Here is a 19,100-nt window from a genome sequence, read left to right as displayed (position 1 = left end):
GATTTAATCATACGGGGAAGGTCTTCCCTTTTCAATTACTATTTACACAAAATATTGTACACTCCCTGAGATTTGGTTTGTAGAAAGAGGCGGATTTTTCCCATGGAAAAGCAACTACGCAAAACACCTTATATTTTTTTAAGTCCTTTTATGTTATTGTTTGTTCTGACAATTTTTGTTCCAATCATTATTTCCTTGTTATTTAGTTTTATGGATATTCGTGGGAATAGTTTCCGCTTTATCGGATTAGCAAACTTCAAGGCATTATTTAGAGATCCACTTTTTCTTAAGTCCTATGTCAATGTATTGATTATCATGGTCGGAACTATTCCATTCATCATTCTTTTTGCGCTTCTCTTCGCCGTTTTATTAAATAACCCATCAATTAAGGGAAAGGGCTTTTTCCGCACCGTTTACTATTTACCAGCAGTGACGTCATTGGTTGCTGTCGCATCGGTTTTTATGACATTTTATAATCCAATGGGTATTTTAAACTCATTTTTGAAGGTATTTGGAATTGCTGCAGTACCTTGGCTATCAAGCCCGTTTTGGGGAAGAATTGCAATGTTTATTGTCATGATTTGGCAAAATGTTGGGTATTACACAATTTTATTTCTTGGTGGGCTACAGGGGATTAATCCGGAAATATATGAAAGCGCAGATATTGATGGCGCAACTCCTTTTGTCCGTTTCTTCTATATCACTATTCCGATGTTAAAACCCGTGATTTTGTTGAGTACGGTATTGGCGACCATAAACGGATTAAATACCTTTGAAATTCCTAATATTATGTTCAGCAATACGTATGGACCGGGATCTATTGCACTAACTGTTGGGGTTAATCTGTATAAAACAAGTTTTGAAATGATTGATTTTGGCAAGGCATCTGCTATTGCTTGGAGCATGGTACTAGTTGCAGCAGTTCTTTCTGGTATTCAGTATAAGGTGGGTAAAAAATGAGAACTAAAAGGAGTAGCCGCTTATTCATTTATATTTGTCTGATTGTGGGAGGCATTGTATTCTTGGTTCCATATATTTATATGTTGATTGCCTCAACACAAAATAATGGAATCATCCTCAGCAAGACAATCGATTTTAGAGTTAGTAAATATTTTCAAACCAATATGAAGTATTTATTTGATAATTATCAGTACCTAAAGGTTATAGGAAATAGTATATTCGTAACTGTGATCGGTACGGTTATTTCGACTTTTATTACCACAGTTGCTGGATATACACTGGCAAAGTATAAGTTTGTTGGAAATCATTTGATTTTTGGACTAATTATGCTTTCTAGGATGATTCCTGGATTTGCAGTGCTTATACCGACTTTCTTGCTGTTTAGCAAATTTGGTTTGACGAACTCGTACGCAGGAATTATTTTGCCATTACTCGCCTCGGCCAATGCGGTATTTATAATGAAACAGTATGCAGATTCGTTTCCATTAGAACTGATTGAAGCAGCGAGAATAGATGGAGCTTCGGAAATAACAATACTGTTTAAGATTGCTATGCCACTGTTAAAGCCGAACATTATCACTTCTGGGCTTCTAATATTTATGGGTTATTGGAATTCTTATATATTCCCACTGGTCATGATGTCAGATTCTGATAAATATACTGTACCTTTAGTAATACGAAATATTACCCAAGCATCACAAGACGATTTGAACTATGGTGCGATGATGGCGGCTCTTGCAACATCTGTAATTCCAATTCTGTTTCTATATGTGTGGGTACAAACAAAATTCAAGCAAACGGATGTTTCTGCTGGAATTAAATAGGATATTTTGATAATTAAAACTTTGTATCACTGGATTAATATTGTTAATAATGCTAGAAATCAAGCATCTTAAAAGGCGATTCGATTAGTTACTTTGCCGATTAGATAATAAATAGTTCTTGGACAAGGAGGTTATACTGATGGCATCAATTGATGACAATTGGATTCGTGAGATGACGATAAAAATCAATAAAAAAATGCGACAGGTGGTCGAACGAAATCAACATATCATCCCTTACACAACGGATAGTACCGGCCATTATATCGATGTTTGCAAGGACAATCCTTATTGGTGGACCAATGGCTTTTGGGGTGGTATTCTTTGGCAACTATATCATTTAACGGGCGATGAAATTTATCAGCGTTCTGCTATTGAAACTGAAAAGAAGTTGGATTTGAATTTAGGCTCTGCTAAGCATCTTGACCATGACAATGGTTTTAAATGGTCTCTTACGTCAGTTGCACACTATCGGATAACACAAGACTCAGATGCAAAGAATCGTGCTTTGCTTGCGGCTGAAAATTTAGCTGGTCGTTTTAATTTAAGTGGTCAATATATCCGCGCTTGGAATGACAATGGTGATGAGAATCGAAGCGGTACTGCGATTATCGATTGTATGATGAACTTACCATTACTATATTGGGCAAGTGAAGAAGAACAGGATCCACGATTCTATCAGATTGCTCTTGCACACGCAAAAACGGCACAAAAATATATTGTTCGTCCAGATGGATCGGTCAAACACATTATTAATTTTGATCCAAACACAGGAGAATACCTTAATTCTGTGGGTGGTCAAGGATATGCACATGGTTCCTCTTGGACTCGTGGTCAGGCATGGGGAATTTATGGTTTCACGTTGAGCTATCAATATACGAATGATGTAAGCTTTTTAGATACCGCTAAGCAAATCGCTCAATATTTTATTGCGGACATACCAGATGATTCGTTGATACCAGTTGATTTTAGAATGCCTAAGTCACCCTGGTTTGAGGATTCTTCTGCATCAGCGATTGCCGCGAGTGGCTTGATCGAACTCTCTAAATACGTCGACAAGACGGATGCAAATGTATATTTGAAAGTCGCAATGAGATTACTTCGTACACTAGATCAAAAGAGCAGCAATTGGGATAATGAAACGGATAATATATTGACAAAATGTTCAGCACAATATTTTGAAGATACCCACGAATATCCCATTATTTATGGAGATTATTTCTTCATTGAAGCAATTTTAAAGCTTTCGAACCAAGCAATGAATATTTGGTGACGAGTCAGCTTATCTTGAATAAGGGAGAAACATTTAGCTTATTATTTTACAAATAAAAAGAATTATTTTAGTCGTCTTGAAAGTAAGACTTTTTGTAGGGCGGAATTTCTGCTCTTTTTTTCTGTGCTCATTTAATAGTGCTTTTAAAAACGTAGACTATGGATTTACGCGAGTTTCTCTGAATGGATTTTATAATAATAATTTCCAAATCTGCTACAATAAAAGTGCATTTATCGCGCTTATATTGGACGATAATTTTGAACTTAATAATTTTTTGTCGGAGGCCCAACAATGAATATTAAAAACAAACAAGATTTAGAAGCATATTTTCAAAAATTAATTGTGCCAACTAAACAGTACCGTCAACCGGACAATGGCCGGTTGAAGTTAGGGACTTCGGCTGCACATTATGATTCTGATCAAGCACAAATCGAAGGCTTTTTGCGGACGTTATGGGCAGTGGGTCCGATGGCCGGCAATGGCGATTATGATTTAAAAGATTTTCGATATTATATTAATGCTATTACGCATAGTACAGATCCTGATGATAAAAATTATTGGGGTGAGGTGCACGATTTTGATCAACTTATCGTAGAAATGGCAGCTTTAGCAGTTACTTTGATCGAAACGAAAGCTGTTTTCTGGGACCAGTTAAATCCGCAAGAACAGGACAATTTATATAATTGGCTGGCGCAAGTTAACTCAATTAAGGTGCATTCTAATAATTGGCGTTTCTTCAGAATCTTGGTAAATGTTGCTTTTATTAAATTAGGACGTCCGTTTGATCAACAACATTTGACAGATGATTTAGAATTGATTAATTCATGTTATTTGAAAGATGGTTGGTATTTTGACGGTAATCCTCAACAGATGGACTATTACATTCCTTGGGCATTTCATTATTATGGATTACTTTATGCGCATTACATGAAAGATGAAGATCCTTTGAATAGCGGTTTGTTTGTTGAACGTGCAAAAAAGTTTGCTCAATCTTTTCAATACTGGTTTGACGATAACGGCGCAGGTGTTCCTTATGGTCGAAGTTTGACTTATCGATTTGCCGAAGGCGCATTTTGGTCGGCTTGTGTTTTTACCAATGTTGAAGTTTTAACTTGGAGTCAAATCAAGTATATACTCCTAAATCATTTTAGTTATTGGCAGGCGCAACCGATTCAGAAGAATGATGGCATCTTGAGTATTGGCTATGGTTATGAAAATCTTTATATGAGCGAGCAGTACAATAGCCCGGGTTCGCCATACTGGGGGTTTAAGGCATTTATTTTGTTAGCAGTTGCAGAAGACCATCCGTTTTGGAAGTCGACACCCCAAAATCCGAAGCGACAGAATAAATTATTGATCGAACCTGCACGAATGCTTTTAACGAATGTTGATGGTCAAAATGTGCAACTATTCCCTGTAGGTCAATGGACTGCACAGAATCATGCCGCGGAAAAATATAGCAAGTTTGTATATTCATCCAGATTTGGATTTAGTGTCACTAAAGGAAATCTAGGATTGGATCAAGGGGCTTTTGACAATTGTCTGGCGGTTGCTGAACGAGGAACTGAGCATTATTTTAGTAAAGAAATAAATTTAGCGGACGAGGTCACTGAGAACTACACTCAGCAAACTTGGAGTCCATTTCCCAAGACAATCATTACTTCGACAATCATTCCTCTTGGAGACTGGCATGTTCGTGTTCACGAAATCAATACAGCCAGATCGATTGAGATAGCAGATGGTGGCTTTTCAAATAAGACTTTTAATGGACATGCAGATGATTACCAACTTGATGATATCCAGGGTGGTGCAGCATTCACGAGTAAGATTGGGACCATCGAGACAATTAATTTATACGGTTTTAATCAGGTACACGCTATTTTTTCAGAAGCCAACACCAATCTGATTTTTCCGAATAGTTTATACCTTGCGGCTATTCAGAGCTGTGCCCCTGGGAAACATCTTTTGATCAGTGCACAATTTGGCGGTGTGAATCCGGCGAATCAAGTTCCTACAGTCTCAATTACTGACAATCAAATTATTGTTAATTATCAGGAACAACAAGTGAATCTTTCGAAAAAGATACTTTGAAGAATTTTGTTAGATGAACCGCCATGATTGGCTTTTTTCAATCGTGGCGGTTCATTATATTTTAAAAATAAAAACGTTTTTAAAAAAGTGTTGCATTTTAAAAAAGGATGCGTTATTCTATTAATGAAAGCGGTTCAAGAAAAGGAAGGACATTATGGCAAAGGTCACGATTAGAGATGTGGCTCGTGAAGCAGGAGTCTCAATTGCTACCGTGTCAAAAGCGTTAAACAATGTAGACGTCGTAAAGCCTTCCACGAAGCGCAAAATTATCGATGCAGTAAAGAAACTAGATTACTCACCAAATTTAATTGGGAAACAGCTTAAGTCTGGTTCGACGAGAACGGTAGGTCTGTTCACTTCCAGCGTCAGAGGACCTTATTATTCGATTTTAATTGATGGGTTAGCTAATTTTAGCGAAAAAGAAGGTTATGGGTTAAATGTATTTATTTCCAGCGATCGGGAGAAAATTATGAATACGCTCCGCGGCAGACTGGTAGATGGTGCATTGTTATTTGATCCTGTAATCTCGCAAGAAGAAATTGCGTTACTTAATGCGGAACAGATTCCCAGCGTTTTCTTAGATCGTAAGATTTCGCAAATGAATACGACTAGTATTGTCTTTGATTCTTTTCAAGCCGGTTATGAGATCGGGAATTATTTGATCAATATGGGACATCAGCGAATTGCATTTATCGCCGGTTATGCTGGTGTTTATGATAGTGAGCAACGACTCCTTGGCTTGAAACAGGCACTATTTGAACACGGGTTGTCCTTTCCAGATGAGTATCGTTTGGAAGGTATGTTTGAACGAGAGGCATCTTATAATGCGATTCTTTCCTTTATTAGACTGAGTCAGATGCAGCAATTTGCTTTTCCAACTGCCTTCGTTGCAGGGAATGATCTTTCGGCAACCGGTGCAATCAAAGCATTTAAGCATGAAGGTTTGCGGGTACCAGAAGATGTAAGCGTTGTTGGATTTGATGATATTGATGTGGCTGAATATTTCAACCCACCATTGACAACTATCAAAAATCCGATTATGTCACAGGCAAGAGGCGCTATAGAAATGCTTATGGAATTGATGGACGGCAAAAAAGACATTCCTAGTTGCGCGCTCCCGGGTGAACTAATTATCAGAAAGTCAGCAACAAGTATCTAAGTTACTTAAAAGGGTAGTTGTTGTTTATATAAATAAAAACGTTTTTATTTTTGTAGGAGGGACTAATATGAAATTGCGGAAACATCAAAAGCGCCCACTAGGGGTCAGGATCGTTGATTGGGGTAAATCTTGGGGTAGACAGTGGCAATTACAAACAATGGTTTTGCCCGGGATTATTTCGATGATCATTTTCAACTTTATTCCTATATATGGATTAAGTTTAGCATTCCGAAGCTATTCAGTCACAAGTACCATGGCCAGCGCACCGTGGGTCGGGCTGGAAAACTTTAAAATCATTTTAAAAGATAAGTATTTTTGGGAATCAGTACAGAATACGATTGGTATCAGTGCTATTAAACTGACCATTGAGTTTTTCTTACCAATTATTATTGCCATTATGATTTTTGAATTAAAATGGTCACCTTTCAAAAAACTTGTTCAGACAATTACGTATCTGCCTCATTTCCTTTCTTGGATTATTTTAGGCGGTATGTTGATTACTTGGTTATCATCTAATGGGATGCTCAACCAAATCCTGAATATGATTGGGATTGCGACGAAAGACAATCATATCCTGAATGCAAATAGTTATTGGAGTATTGCCTCGCTATCGGATGTCTGGAAGGAAGCAGGTTGGGGGACGATTCTTTACTTAGCCACTATGTCTAAAATTGACCCGACCTATTATGAAGCTGCTGAAATGGATGGTGCTTCAAAACTACGGCAAATCTGGAGCATCACAATTCCAGAAATGAGTACGATCATTTCATTAAATCTGATTCTTTCAGTTTCTGGCTTGTTCAATTCAAATTTGGATCAAACTTTAGTTTTGATGAACTCACAGAACCAACCAAAGGCTGAAGTCATTAACTCTTACGTTTATCGTGTTGGTCTGACCCAGGGTGATTTCTCATATGCGACTGCCGTTGGGTTGGGTGTCTCAATTATCTCGGTTGTTCTATTGATTATCACGAACACAGTTACTAAGAAATTAAATGATAACCAGTCAGTATTATAAAGAGGGTGAAGAAATTGGCTGATGTTAAGAAAATAAGTAAGAAGAAACCGCGTGCTCATATTAGAGAAACTAAGGGCAATAAAGTATTTGATGTTGTGAACGTAATTTTGATGACACTTTTTGCATTGATCATCATTATTCCAATGTGGAACGTCGTGATTTCATCGTTCGCAGGGAAGAATGCCGGCACATTTGTGTTCTGGCCAAAAGAACTTTCTATTGCTAACTACATTCAAGTGTTTAGTGATAATGGGATTTGGCAATCCATGTTTATCTCTGTTGCCAAGACAGTTGTCGGTGTTGTTTTCCATCTGTTCCTTTGCTCGATTGTTGCATATGCCTTAAGTAAGCGTGACTTAAAGGGACGGAAACTTTATTCAGCGATGGGTATTATCACCATGTTCTTCTCTGGTGGTATGATTCCAACTTACTTGTTGATTAAATCTTTAGGATTATTAAATTCATTCTGGGTTTATATTTTACCAGCAATGTTTAGTTACTATGACATGGTTATCCTAATGAACTTCTTCCGCGATATTCCGGATTCACTCGAGGAATCTGCGAAGATCGATGGTGCAAGCGATTGGCGTGTGTTCTTCTCGATCATTGTGCCATTATCTAAACCAGCTCTGGCGACAATCGGATTATTTCATGGTGTTTGGCAGTGGAATGATTTTATGACCACGAAGCTTTATGTTACCAACGAAGCACTCTATCCACTTCAAATGCGCCTGTATGATATTATCGTCCAAGCTCAAGCAGCGGCATCAAACGGGTTAAATGCCCAGATTTCTATTGCGACTACATCGAAGGGGGTGCAACTTGCTACGATCGTCGTAACGATGATTCCAATTTTAGTTTTGTATCCATTCTTGCAAAAGTACTTTGTTACCGGGACAATGCTTGGTGCTGTCAAGGAATAGGTTTCATGAGGATGCTAGATAAATAATCGTGTATTCAGTTTTGTAGGGATTTCTAGAATAAAAAAGGGAGAGTTGCATTACTATGAAGCAGCATAAAACGTTAAAGAAATTTGCAACAGCATTAGTTGCATTGAGCTCAGCAGTTATTCTAACCGCATGTGGGAACGGCGGTGGTTCATCAGAAAGCAAATCGAGCGACTCAAATTTGCCCAAGGCGACTTACAAGTTATCGAAAACAACACCAGCATGGAAATCTGATAAGTCTAAAATGACAACGCTAACTTGGTACGTAAATGCTGATTGGTGGAACAAAGATTACGGCAAGGATGACATCACTAAACAGATTAAAAAGGATCTTAACATCAACATCAAATTTGTTACTGGTGATGATACAAAACTAAATACTTATTTTGCCAGTGGTAACATGCCGGACTTGGTTACGATTAGTGATCCAAACTCAAAAGTAGCTCGTACAGCCAAGGATTGGGCATATTCATTACAAGATTTAGGTAACACTTATGATCCATACTTCTTTAAAGTTGCCAGCAAGGATACACTTAACTGGTATAAGATCGATGGTAACTCATACGGTTATCCTAACTATTCGAATACTTCGGCAGATTATAAGAGTGGCAAGATTTTACCACGTGATGCTTTTATTATTCGTCAAGATGTAAAAGACGCAATTGGCAACCAAGATTTTACAACTCCAGAAGGGTTTGTAAAAGGAATGGCAGCTATCAAGGCTAAGTTTCCTAAGTTAACACCATTTGGTTTCAATGATTTCAGTGGTGGTAATAGTTCTTTGGAGAACGTTGTACAGGATATGCTTGGTGTGCCGATCACAACTAAAGCTGGCAAGTATTATGATCGTGATACTGATCCTGATTATATTAAATGGCTCAATTCATTCCGTGAAGTTCATGCTGCTGGTAATATTACTGATGACAGCTTCACTGATGATGCAGATGCCTTTAATGAAAAAGTTTCAGCAGGTAGCTATGCAACCATGATGATGGGTTCTGACGTTAACCATGGTACTAACTTACAGGATTTTGCTTCTAAGAATCCTAAAGACGCCTACATTGCAATCGACGGTATTCAAAGCACCGAAGGTAGAGAACCAACATTATCACAAGCAGGTATTTCTGGTTGGATGATCAATTATATTTCTAACAAGACCAAACATCCTGCAAAAGCAATTCAATTGTTTGAATATCTTTTGAGTGACAAAGGTCAGATGCTGACGAACTTTGGTGTCAAAGGTAAGATGTATACTCAAGATAAAGATGGTATGGTTAAATGGACACCATTTGCTAAGAACATCCAATCAAATGATCCATCTGCTTGGCAACAAAAGTATCGTATTGGTGAATTTATCTTATTTGGTCATGACCGTTATAAGGCTTTGAATAAGGATTCTTATGTTAAATCAGTATGGCAAATGCAGGATTGGGGTAAGAAGTACTTGAAGCCTCAATTCCAGATCGAGAACATTGCGCCTAATACTGGTACACAAGAGGCTCGTGCCTTGGGTGCAATTCAGACTAACTGGAGCACAACGATGGTTAGCTTGATCCGTGCTAAGGATAAAGCAGCCTTCAACAAGACACTTGATAATTACAAGAAGTTCCAAAAAGATAACGATATCTCTGCAATTAATAAGATTCGTGATGCTAATATCAAAGCAAATATGAAAAAATTAGGTATGGATTAACACAACGACAAGTCAGGTTTTAGTCCCAAAATCTGACCAATGGATTAGCCAGAGGTGTATATACTCTGGCTATATTCATTATTTTGGGAGTTTACTAACAACGTCACATAATGCTGCCTTAAGGAGATGAACGACTTGAAAAAAATATTTGATATGAACGGGACCGTATTTTCGGTCATGACTACTGTGTATCAAATTTTAGCTTTAAATATTTTTTTCCTGCTCTCTGGAATCTGGGTTGTGACAACCGGGGCAGCAATTACTGCGTTGTATAGTTGTTGTTTGAAGATTGCTAATCATGAACCAGTTGATCTTTTTACAGATTATAAAAAATCATTTAAACGTAATTTCAAAATTTCAACGATTATTTGGGGAGTTTTGCTTGTTGGAATAGTTATTCTGTTTGCAGTTGGCTATTGGCTTGAACAAGCTAAATTAACCGTTGTGCTGTGGATCTGGTTAGGAATAGCGACGATAGTTGTTTTGGCCGCTGAATATCTCTTCCCATTAGTAGCTAGATTTGAAAATACGGGTGTTCAGTATATTCGCAATGCAGTAAACATTAGTTTCCATAATGCGGCTTATAGTATTTTTATTTTCCTGATCAGTATTGCTTTGTTAGTGTTTTTCCCCGTATTCATTCCAAAATTATTTTTGCTTTGGTTATTGATGGGATTTGCAACGACGGCACTGATTAATAGTTACATTTTTAAATATGTTTTTGATAAATATGATGAATCGGTTGAGGAGTAGGTAAAAATGAAATATTACGTTGGATTCGATATTGGTGGGACAACGATTAAACATGGTGTTGTAGATGAAAGTGGCCAGATTATTGTTAAGTCGTCCATCGAGACCCCACAAGAACGTGATCTCTTTATCACCACACTAGCTGATCTTGTCAAAACTTATCAGTTGAAATATGCAATTGAAGCAGTTGGTGTGTGTACCCCAGGGATCGTTCAAAAAGATGGCTATTTATTAACTGCCGGCGCCATTAAATGCATGTATGGCGTTAATTTGAAAACCGAGTTGGAAAAGCAGATAAACTTATCTGTGACCGTTGAAAATGATGCCAATGCCGCTGCAATAGCAGAACATTGGTTGGGCGCCGCAGTGGGCATCGACAATTATCTTTGCTTGGTAATTGGTACTGGATTTGGTGGCGGTATAGTGATCAATGGCCAGATTTATCGTGGTGCGCATGGTATGGCCGGCGAATTTGGTTGGAGTATTACCCAAGATATTGACCTCACAAAAGATTTGGAAGAAAAATCACTCAACGTCACTAGTGCGGTAGTCGGCGGTTTATGCTATCAGTATAGCCAATCTAAAATTCAAGTGGATCCAACCTTTAAGCCAATCAAAGATGCGCGAATTATTTTTGAAGCCGCGCATAATGGCGAGACCTTAGCAAAAATTGTTCTGAATAAATTTTATTATAGTTTGGCAACGGGCATCCTTAATTTGACTGCTAATTTTGATCCAGAAGTGATTTTGATCGGTGGCGGAATTAGCGCTAATCAAGAATTCAATGAAAACCTGCAAGCAGCTGTTAAAGATTTAGAGACACGTCATCGTAGTATTCATGCGGTAATGGATCAAGCTATTGCACCTGTTAAGTCAACCAAATTACTTAATGATTCTGGGTTGATCGGTGCAGTGTATCAAATATTTCATAATAAGAATTAGAGGAGAACATCGAAATGATACAATCGTTTTTGCACACAAAAGGGCAACAAATTGTTGATGAATCAGATCGCCCTATTATTATGAAAGGTTGGGGTATCGGTAACTGGTTACTCCAAGAAGGATATATGTGGGGTATGCACGGCCAGAAGTTTGACCGCCCACGCCGAATTGAACAAACAATCAGTGAACTAATAGGTGAAGATGCAGCAGCCGATTTTTGGAAGAAGTTTCGCGATGACTACATCACTGAAGCCGATGTTGCTTATATTCACGAAGAAGGATTTAATTCAATTCGCCTCCCATTCAATTCAGCGTTGTTCCTGGATGAAAATGGGGAAATCGATGAATCAAATTTCTATTTAATGGATCGGTTGATCAAGTGGTGTCAAAAATATGATCTATATGTTTGGATCGATATGCATGGTGCACCAGGTGGCCAAACGGGTGCTAATATTGATGACTCTAGTGATGATATCCCTAACTTATTTATGGTCGATCAATATTGGCAACAAGGAATCAAATTATGGCGTTTTATCGCAGAACGTTATCATGATGAGCCAACAGTTGCTGGATATGATTTACTGAATGAACCGATCCGTCCACAAACGAATTCGTTACAGAATTTTGATTATCTGTTGCCGAAATTAAGCCAATTTTATTCTGAAGCGATCACGGCCATTCGTCAGGTAGATTCGAAGCACATGTTTTCGCTTGAGGGTTATCACTGGGCGAGTGATCCTAGCGTGTTCACTAAAAAATATGATGATAATTTTGTGATTCATTTCCATCGATATGGCGTATTACCAAGTCGCGAGACCTTCGCCGATTTTCTAAAGGTATCGGCACAATTTAATGCACCACTTTGGCTCGGTGAAACTGGCGAGAATATTAATACGTGGTTCTCAGGTATGACCAAACTGTGTGAGCAGTATGGTGTAAGTTACCATTTTTGGCCATACAAAAAGTTGGGCAAACATAATGGTAGCTTGACGATCAAGACACCGAGGAATTGGGAGTTATTAACTGATTATGTTGCGAAGGGTGTTAAGCCTGACCCTGCAGAAGCCACGAAGATGCTTGATGAATATTTAGAGAATATCAAGTTTGCTAACTGTGAACAAAATCGGAATGTTGACCGACACATTTTACAGAAGGCGCCCTTCAGTTATTCGGCAACAAGTTTCGACGATAATTCTGACGATTATTCTGCGCAAGAAGTACGCAATAACTTTATGAAATATCGTCAGGGAACAAATATTGATATTCTTGAACCAGTCATTAAGCATTCTTCCGAGTTCTCTTTTGATGTTTATCTGGATGAGTACCGCGTTCAATTACATGAACAGGAATATGTTTCATATTCATTCAATGATGTTCATGATGGACAACAGCTAGAAATTGAATTTGATTTAGTCAGTACGGATGCAAATTCAACTTTAACCATCACTGAAAATGGTCAGCACGGTCAGACTCTGGACCACATCAAGCAAAAGGAAACTATCACGTTACATGCGTTTTCCAGAGATAAGATTCGGTTGATGAGTACTGCTGGAAATATTGCCTTAAAAAAAATAACATTACTGTAGCAAAATAAATATTTAAAATATGGAAATCTGAGTTTATCATTCACTCGGATTTCTTTTTTTGTTCAAATCCTGCTATTAATTGATCATTTTGAACCGCTATCAATTTAATTTTTAGTGTAAGATGGTGGGGTAAACCGTTATCAAATTGGGAGGTTGTCGCATGAATCAATATTTAGATGATCCAAATGTAATCGCAGAAAATAAATTACCAAATCGTTCTTTTTATGTGCCTCAGAGGCAGGTGGAGGACCAGCTTGTTTCTGAATCAATTGATTTAAATGGGACGTGGCAATTCCATTATGAATCTGATGCGCGGGTCAGTTCGGTGGATCTTGCGGATAAGCAACTTAATATTAAGGACTGGGATCAGATCACAGTGCCGGGTCAGTGGCAGATGCAAGGTTATGGTCATCCCGCGTACACGAATGTTCAGTATCCGTTTCAGATCGATGTTCCGAATACGCCGGCTGAAAATCCGACTGGTTATTATGTGAAGGATGTCGAATTACAGAAGCAGGCGGATCGCCGTTATTTCCTGCGTTTTGAAGGCGTGGATAATGCTTTCTTCGTGTGGGTCAATGGTCAGCAGGTTGGGTTTTACAAGGGGAGTCGCACGGCGGCCGAGTTTGATATTACCGATGTTCTGAACAATGGTCGCAATCGCATTGGCGTGCAGGTTTATCAGTGGTCGGCGTCATCGTACATTGAAGATCAGGATATGTGGTGGCTCACCGGGATTTTCCGTGCGGTGTCGATTTTGGCGCGCCCGCAGAATTTCATCTGGGATTATTTCTATCGCACGAGTTTCAACGAGAATTATGCGCAAGCCGAATTTAAAATCGATCTGTCCGCATTTGTCGCTGATAGTCCGCTAGCGGTTAAATTAGAGCTGCTCGATCCGGCTGGTGAGTCGGTTTTGGTCGACCTATTTGATTTGACGGATAAAATAACGAAGCAATATCAAATCGATCGGCCAAAATTATGGAATGCGGAGGAGCCAAATCTTTATCGGTTGATTTTATCGACGGCTGATGAAGTTATTGAGCAACAAGTCGGTTTCCGCACGGTGGCGATCAAGAACGATTTGATTTGTGTGAACGGCGTGCCAGTCACATTCCGTGGTGTGAATCGGCATGAATTTCATGAAAAATTTGGGCGTGCGGTTCCTCATGAGCGCGTGCTCGCAGAATTGAAATTAATGAAAGCCGCGAATATGAATGCAATTCGTTTTTCACACTATCCTGAAGATCCGTGGGTCTATCAGCAATGTGATCGATTAGGCTTCTATTTGATTGATGAGGCCGATCTGGAGTGTCATGGGATCTACGAGACAGGGGACGTGAATCAGATCAGTAGCGACCCGCTATGGACGAAACCATACCTCGAGCGCATGGAAGCGATGATCGAGCGCGACAAAAATGTGCCGGCCGTGATTATTTGGTCTGTTGGTAATGAGTCGGGGAATGGTTCCAATCATAAATTGATGATCGATTGGGCGAAACAGCGCGATCCGCAGCGGTTGATCCATCACGAAGGTGAATTCCGCTATGCCTGCGATCCAGAAACTGGTGGCGAACAGGATGTGCAATGGTCAGACATGAATTCCAGCATGTATCCTAGCATTGCCGATTTGGAAAAGACCGTCCATGATCCGAAAATCAAAAAGCCATATATTCTTTGCGAGTATGCGCATCAAATGGGTAATGGCGCAGGCTCTTTGCAAGATTATTGGGATACTTTTAATAAATATCCGCAATTACAGGGTGGCTTTATTTGGGAATGGAAAGATCATGGCATTGAAAAAGTTGGTGCAGATGATCAGAAGACGTTTGCTTATGGCGGCGACTTCGGCGAGGTTCCCAACGATTATAATTTCGTGATCGACGGCATTATTCAACCCGATCTGAAGCCATCGCCAAGTTATTTCGATGTGCAACATGTTTATTCGCCGATCCAGTTGCAATTATTACCGGATCAACTCGCGGCTCACATCACGAATCACTATAATTTCACCACCGTATCACAAGTTCAAGTGATTTTTACCGTTAAAAATAAAGTGCAAGACTTATTCAGTGAGACGGTTACTGTCGAAAATTTGAAACCAGGCGAAACGCGAACAGTCGCGGTGGATCCTGAGCAATCGTTTTTGCAAGATTCACAGACAGATTTAGTGTTGTTGGTGGATGCGCAATATCTTGAAGCGACTGATCAGACGCAGCACAGCTATCGTGTGAGTCGATTGATTGCACGGCCTGAATCTGAAACGACACCAGCAAACACAGTTGATCAATTTACAAAATTACCAGTGAAAGACTTTGTGCGCCGTTACCAATTTGGCGAGCATCTGCTGAAAATCAATCAGCAAACAGGCTCATGGCAAATTGTCGAGGCTAAAACTGCAGAACCGATCGTCAGTCAGCCGCAACAAATTTTCTGGCGCGCATTGACGGATAATGATTTCCGCGTCGGCAAAGTTTGGCGTGAATTCGGATTGGATCGAATGGTTACCGAAGTTCGCAGCGTGACGATTGAAGATCAACAAACGGATGCAATTGTGCTGAAGCTCAATGAAACTTGTGGCGCCGCTGGGAAAGATTGGTTGATCCACTCGACAATTGCGTATCGCTTCACTGCAGCCGGTAAGATCGAAATCAAAGTGAGCGGCCAACCGCAAGGCCAAATGCCGGCAACGTTGCCACGTGTCGGGTTGCAATTTGTTCAAGAAGGCGCCGACGCCAAGACAACCTGGTTAGGTCGCGGTCCGCGCGAATCCTATCCGGATATTAATAATGGCACGTGGATCGATTACTTCGATGCTGAAACGATTCCTGATCTCAACTTCAATTACATTTTTCCACAGGAGAATGGTAATCATCAGGAAACTCGGACGGTGGAGATTCAATCGGATGCGGGCTACCAGCTCGGCTTGTCCAGCCAGGAACCGTTTAGTTTCAGCCTGAAACAAAACACGATTCAAAATCTGGATGCCGCGCAACATGTGACCGATTTGCAGAAGTTGGATCATCAATTCCTGTTGATCGTGGACCATCAGCAAAACGGCATTGGTTCGCAGAGTTGTGGGCCAGAACCGATGGGTAAATATTTGTTGAAGACAGAGGCTTATGAGTATGAGCTAGTTGTAGAAATCAAACCATAAAGATATTGACAAGTTATTAGCATGTGCTGTTAAATGTGGTGTGGAGTGAAAACGCATAACCAGAAGTTTATGATTAGTGGGAATGTGTTCAATTCAAGTCGATCATTCTAGTTTAAGTACAAGTTAATTAGTAGGTGGAGGTTTCTATGGCAGCACAAATTATTGCAGGCGAGAATTATCGATTTACGATTATCACAGACTATCTATTGCGAATCGAGTGGTCAGATGACGGCAAGTTTGAAGAGCGGCCGACTTATTTTGTTCAAGATCGTAACTTTGCTACGCCGACAACCGTTCAGATTTATCGGCAACGACAGGATCATGAGTTGGAAATCGAAACGCAGGGATTTCATTTGTATTATGATGGCGGGGCATTTTCTGCTAAGAATTTGTGGATCGATGCTAAATATGGTTTTGAGGCGCATTTCAGTCGTTGGTTATTTGGACGCGAACCTGTGGGCGGTAATTTGTTTGGGACGGCACGTACACTGGATGAAGCTAATGGTGAGATTCCGTTAGAGAATGGTGTGATTTCGCGGCATGGTTATGCGCTGATCGATGATTCTGATAATAATGTAATTTTGCCTAATCAAGAAATTGGGCCACAAAATCGTGACCAAACGGATCTTTATTACTTTGCTTATGGTCGTCAATATCAACTAGAAATTAAAGATTATTTCAAATTATCTGGTGCGCCGCCGATTTTGCCACGTTATGCGTTGGGGAATTGGTGGAGTCGCTATTATCAATATAACCAGCAAGAATATCAGGACTTGTTTACTAAGTTTCAACAGGAAAACGTCCCATTTTCTGTGGCTGTTTTGGATATGGATTGGCATTTAACCGATGTACCAGCTGAACAAGGCAGTGGTTGGACTGGCTATACTTGGAATGAGTCGTTATTTCCAGACCATCATCAATTATTGCAGTGGCTGCATCGACAGGGGATGAAAGTAACGCTCAATGTCCATCCTGCTGCCGGAATTCGCCCCTTTGAAAAAGTATATCCGCAAGTTGCGAGGCATCCGAAACTCGATGCCAAGACAAAACAGCCGGCTGTTTTCGATATCAAGAATCCGCAGTTTCGCCACAGCTATTTCGAAGATGTTCATCATCCTTTAGAAAAAGAAGGTATCGATTTTTGGTGGTTGGATTGGCAGCAGGATCGTTATTTTGATACTGCGGGTTATGACGTCTTGAAAGCCTTGAATCATTATCATTATTTAGATAATGAAGTGCGACATCCTGGAGAGGGACTGATTTTGTCACGGTATGCTGGCCCAGGTAGTCAACGTTATCCAATCGGCTTTTCTGGCGACACGTGGATCAGTTGGGCTTCGTTGAAATTTCAACCGTATTTCACAGCAACGGCCAGCAATATTGGCTATTCTTGGTGGAGTCATGATATTGGTGGGCATATGATCGGCAGTTATGATCCAGAATTGCAGACGCGGTGGGTTCAATACGGTGTTTTCAGCCCGATCAATCGATTGCATAGCTCAGATAATCCTTTTTCAGGTAAGGAGCCGTGGAATTATCCTATCGAAAATCGACAAGTGATCGATCAATTTCTGCAGTTGCGTCACCAACTGATTCCCTATTTGGATAGCGAAAATATTAAAACGCATCAAGATGGTGTTCCTCTAGTACAGCCGCTTTATTACCATCATCCCGAAATGGAAACTTATTATTATTATCGTGATGAATATTATTTCGGCAGTGAATTATTGGTTTCTGCGATCGTCGATCCGAAAAATCAGCAATTGCAGCAAAGTAAAGCAACCACATGGATTCCTGCAGGAACTTGGTATGATTTCTTTACGCATCAAATTTATCGTGGTGAGCAGGAAGTGAAGTTGTATCGGCCTCTGTCTGAATATCCGGTTTTGGTAAGAGCGGGTGGCATGGTGCCATTGACTAAATTATCTCAACAGAATTTGGATGACTTGCCGGTAGAATTAGTGGTACAAATTTTTGGCTGTGCAAATCACAAGTACGTGATGTATGAACATCAGGGACAAAAAATTGCCAGTACGACTTTTACCTTGTCAGAGGATGGTCGATTAACGATCACGGTTGAAGATTTGGATCACATTATTCCCAGTGATCGTCAAATTGAATTAGTTACGTTAGATTGTCCAGAATTAATTTTGGATAACCAAACGCAATATCTCATTACGCAAGTGCAAGCTGATTCCGCACCGTCGTTGACTGATCAGGTTTACGCGGCTTTGAAAGTTATGGAGATCCCCTTTGAATTGAAGCGTCAAATTAACGACTATGTTAAGAGCAATGCCACCGATCCAGTCAAGATCATTAATTTTATTGCGACGAAGGATCGCCCCGATTTAACTGATTTCTTTAGTGGCATGCTCGCACAAGAATTCCGATCTTAATTATGGTCAGGAGAGGTAAAGCGGCAAGCTGTAATTCAGTAGAAACGAATTGAATAGATCTATTTTTTATGGATAAGGTTTTCGCGAATAATTCGTCGCGGAGCCTTATTTTTTTATTTAATTTCTAGAATCGAAGAAAGAAATCGATTTTAGAGAAGTGCTGAGTTGGTCAAACAAATTGCGGTGATATTTGATTCTGATATGTAAAATGTAGATAAATTTTATTTTTTCACTCAATTGAGGAGAGTGTCAAATTTTATGTGTAAATAGAAAAGCCTCTCGTCCTTTTTTTAAAACATAGATTCTA

At 39.6% G+C, this 19,100-nt stretch carries 13 protein-coding genes; all 13 read left to right on the top strand.

Features of this window, described 5'->3' with window-relative positions:
- The first annotated feature begins 102 nt into the window (after positions 1 to 102).
- The 13 genes from EKM67_RS08715 to EKM67_RS08655 all read left to right on the top strand — a co-directional run bounded on the left by EKM67_RS08715 (position 103) and on the right by EKM67_RS08655 (position 18,793).
- Complete coding sequence (locus EKM67_RS08715; RefSeq protein ID WP_125578634.1) at positions 103 to 960, top strand: carbohydrate ABC transporter permease; 858 nt, start codon at positions 103 to 105, stop codon at positions 958 to 960.
- A 62-nt stretch (positions 961 to 1,022) separates the two neighbouring features.
- Positions 1,023 to 1,784, top strand: a complete 762-nt coding sequence (locus EKM67_RS08710) for a carbohydrate ABC transporter permease (RefSeq protein ID WP_225417354.1) — start codon at positions 1,023 to 1,025, stop codon at positions 1,782 to 1,784.
- A 139-nt stretch (positions 1,785 to 1,923) separates the two neighbouring features.
- Positions 1,924 to 3,054: a glycoside hydrolase family 88 protein gene (locus EKM67_RS08705; protein ID WP_191986412.1), complete on the top strand. Its 1,131-nt coding sequence runs from the start codon at positions 1,924 to 1,926 to the stop codon at positions 3,052 to 3,054.
- A gap of 291 nt (positions 3,055 to 3,345) precedes the next feature.
- A complete protein-coding gene (locus EKM67_RS08700; RefSeq protein WP_125578632.1) occupies positions 3,346 to 5,145 on the top strand; it encodes a DUF2264 domain-containing protein in 1,800 nt (599 codons plus the stop codon).
- A gap of 154 nt (positions 5,146 to 5,299) precedes the next feature.
- Positions 5,300 to 6,304, top strand: coding sequence for a LacI family DNA-binding transcriptional regulator (locus EKM67_RS08695; RefSeq protein ID WP_125578631.1), 1,005 nt, complete (start codon positions 5,300 to 5,302; stop codon positions 6,302 to 6,304).
- A 157-nt stretch (positions 6,305 to 6,461) separates the two neighbouring features.
- Positions 6,462 to 7,322: an ABC transporter permease gene (locus EKM67_RS08690; protein WP_225417356.1), complete on the top strand. Its 861-nt coding sequence runs from the start codon at positions 6,462 to 6,464 to the stop codon at positions 7,320 to 7,322.
- A 110-nt stretch (positions 7,323 to 7,432) separates the two neighbouring features.
- Positions 7,433 to 8,245 carry a carbohydrate ABC transporter permease gene (locus tag EKM67_RS08685; protein WP_125578635.1) on the top strand — a complete coding sequence of 271 codons (813 nt, stop codon included), beginning with the start codon at positions 7,433 to 7,435 and terminating at the stop codon, positions 8,243 to 8,245.
- Between the two features lie 82 nt (positions 8,246 to 8,327).
- Entirely contained in the window at positions 8,328 to 9,962 is a 1,635-nt protein-coding gene (locus tag EKM67_RS08680; RefSeq protein ID WP_125578629.1) for a type 2 periplasmic-binding domain-containing protein, read from the top strand.
- Between the two features lie 135 nt (positions 9,963 to 10,097).
- Positions 10,098 to 10,715 carry a YesL family protein gene (locus EKM67_RS08675; RefSeq protein WP_164506624.1) on the top strand — a complete coding sequence of 206 codons (618 nt, stop codon included), beginning with the start codon at positions 10,098 to 10,100 and terminating at the stop codon, positions 10,713 to 10,715.
- 6 nt (positions 10,716 to 10,721) lie between these two features.
- Complete coding sequence (locus EKM67_RS08670) at positions 10,722 to 11,654, top strand: ROK family protein (protein WP_125578627.1); 933 nt, start codon at positions 10,722 to 10,724, stop codon at positions 11,652 to 11,654.
- Positions 11,655 to 11,668: 14 nt separating this feature from the next.
- Complete coding sequence (locus EKM67_RS08665) at positions 11,669 to 13,240, top strand: glycoside hydrolase family 5 protein (RefSeq protein ID WP_125578626.1); 1,572 nt, start codon at positions 11,669 to 11,671, stop codon at positions 13,238 to 13,240.
- 160 nt (positions 13,241 to 13,400) lie between these two features.
- Complete coding sequence (locus EKM67_RS08660; RefSeq protein WP_125578625.1) at positions 13,401 to 16,397, top strand: glycoside hydrolase family 2 TIM barrel-domain containing protein; 2,997 nt, start codon at positions 13,401 to 13,403, stop codon at positions 16,395 to 16,397.
- 146 nt (positions 16,398 to 16,543) lie between these two features.
- On the top strand, positions 16,544 to 18,793 hold the full coding sequence (locus tag EKM67_RS08655; RefSeq protein WP_125578624.1) for a TIM-barrel domain-containing protein: 2,250 nt from the start codon (positions 16,544 to 16,546) through the stop codon (positions 18,791 to 18,793).
- Positions 18,794 to 19,100 lie beyond the last annotated feature (307 nt).

The organism is Lapidilactobacillus mulanensis (assembly GCF_003946215.1).
In the GTDB taxonomy this organism is placed as follows: domain Bacteria; phylum Bacillota; class Bacilli; order Lactobacillales; family Lactobacillaceae; genus Lapidilactobacillus; species Lapidilactobacillus mulanensis.
The sequence above is the reverse complement of the archived record's forward strand: the minus strand, read 5'-3'. Positions and strand labels throughout refer to the sequence as shown.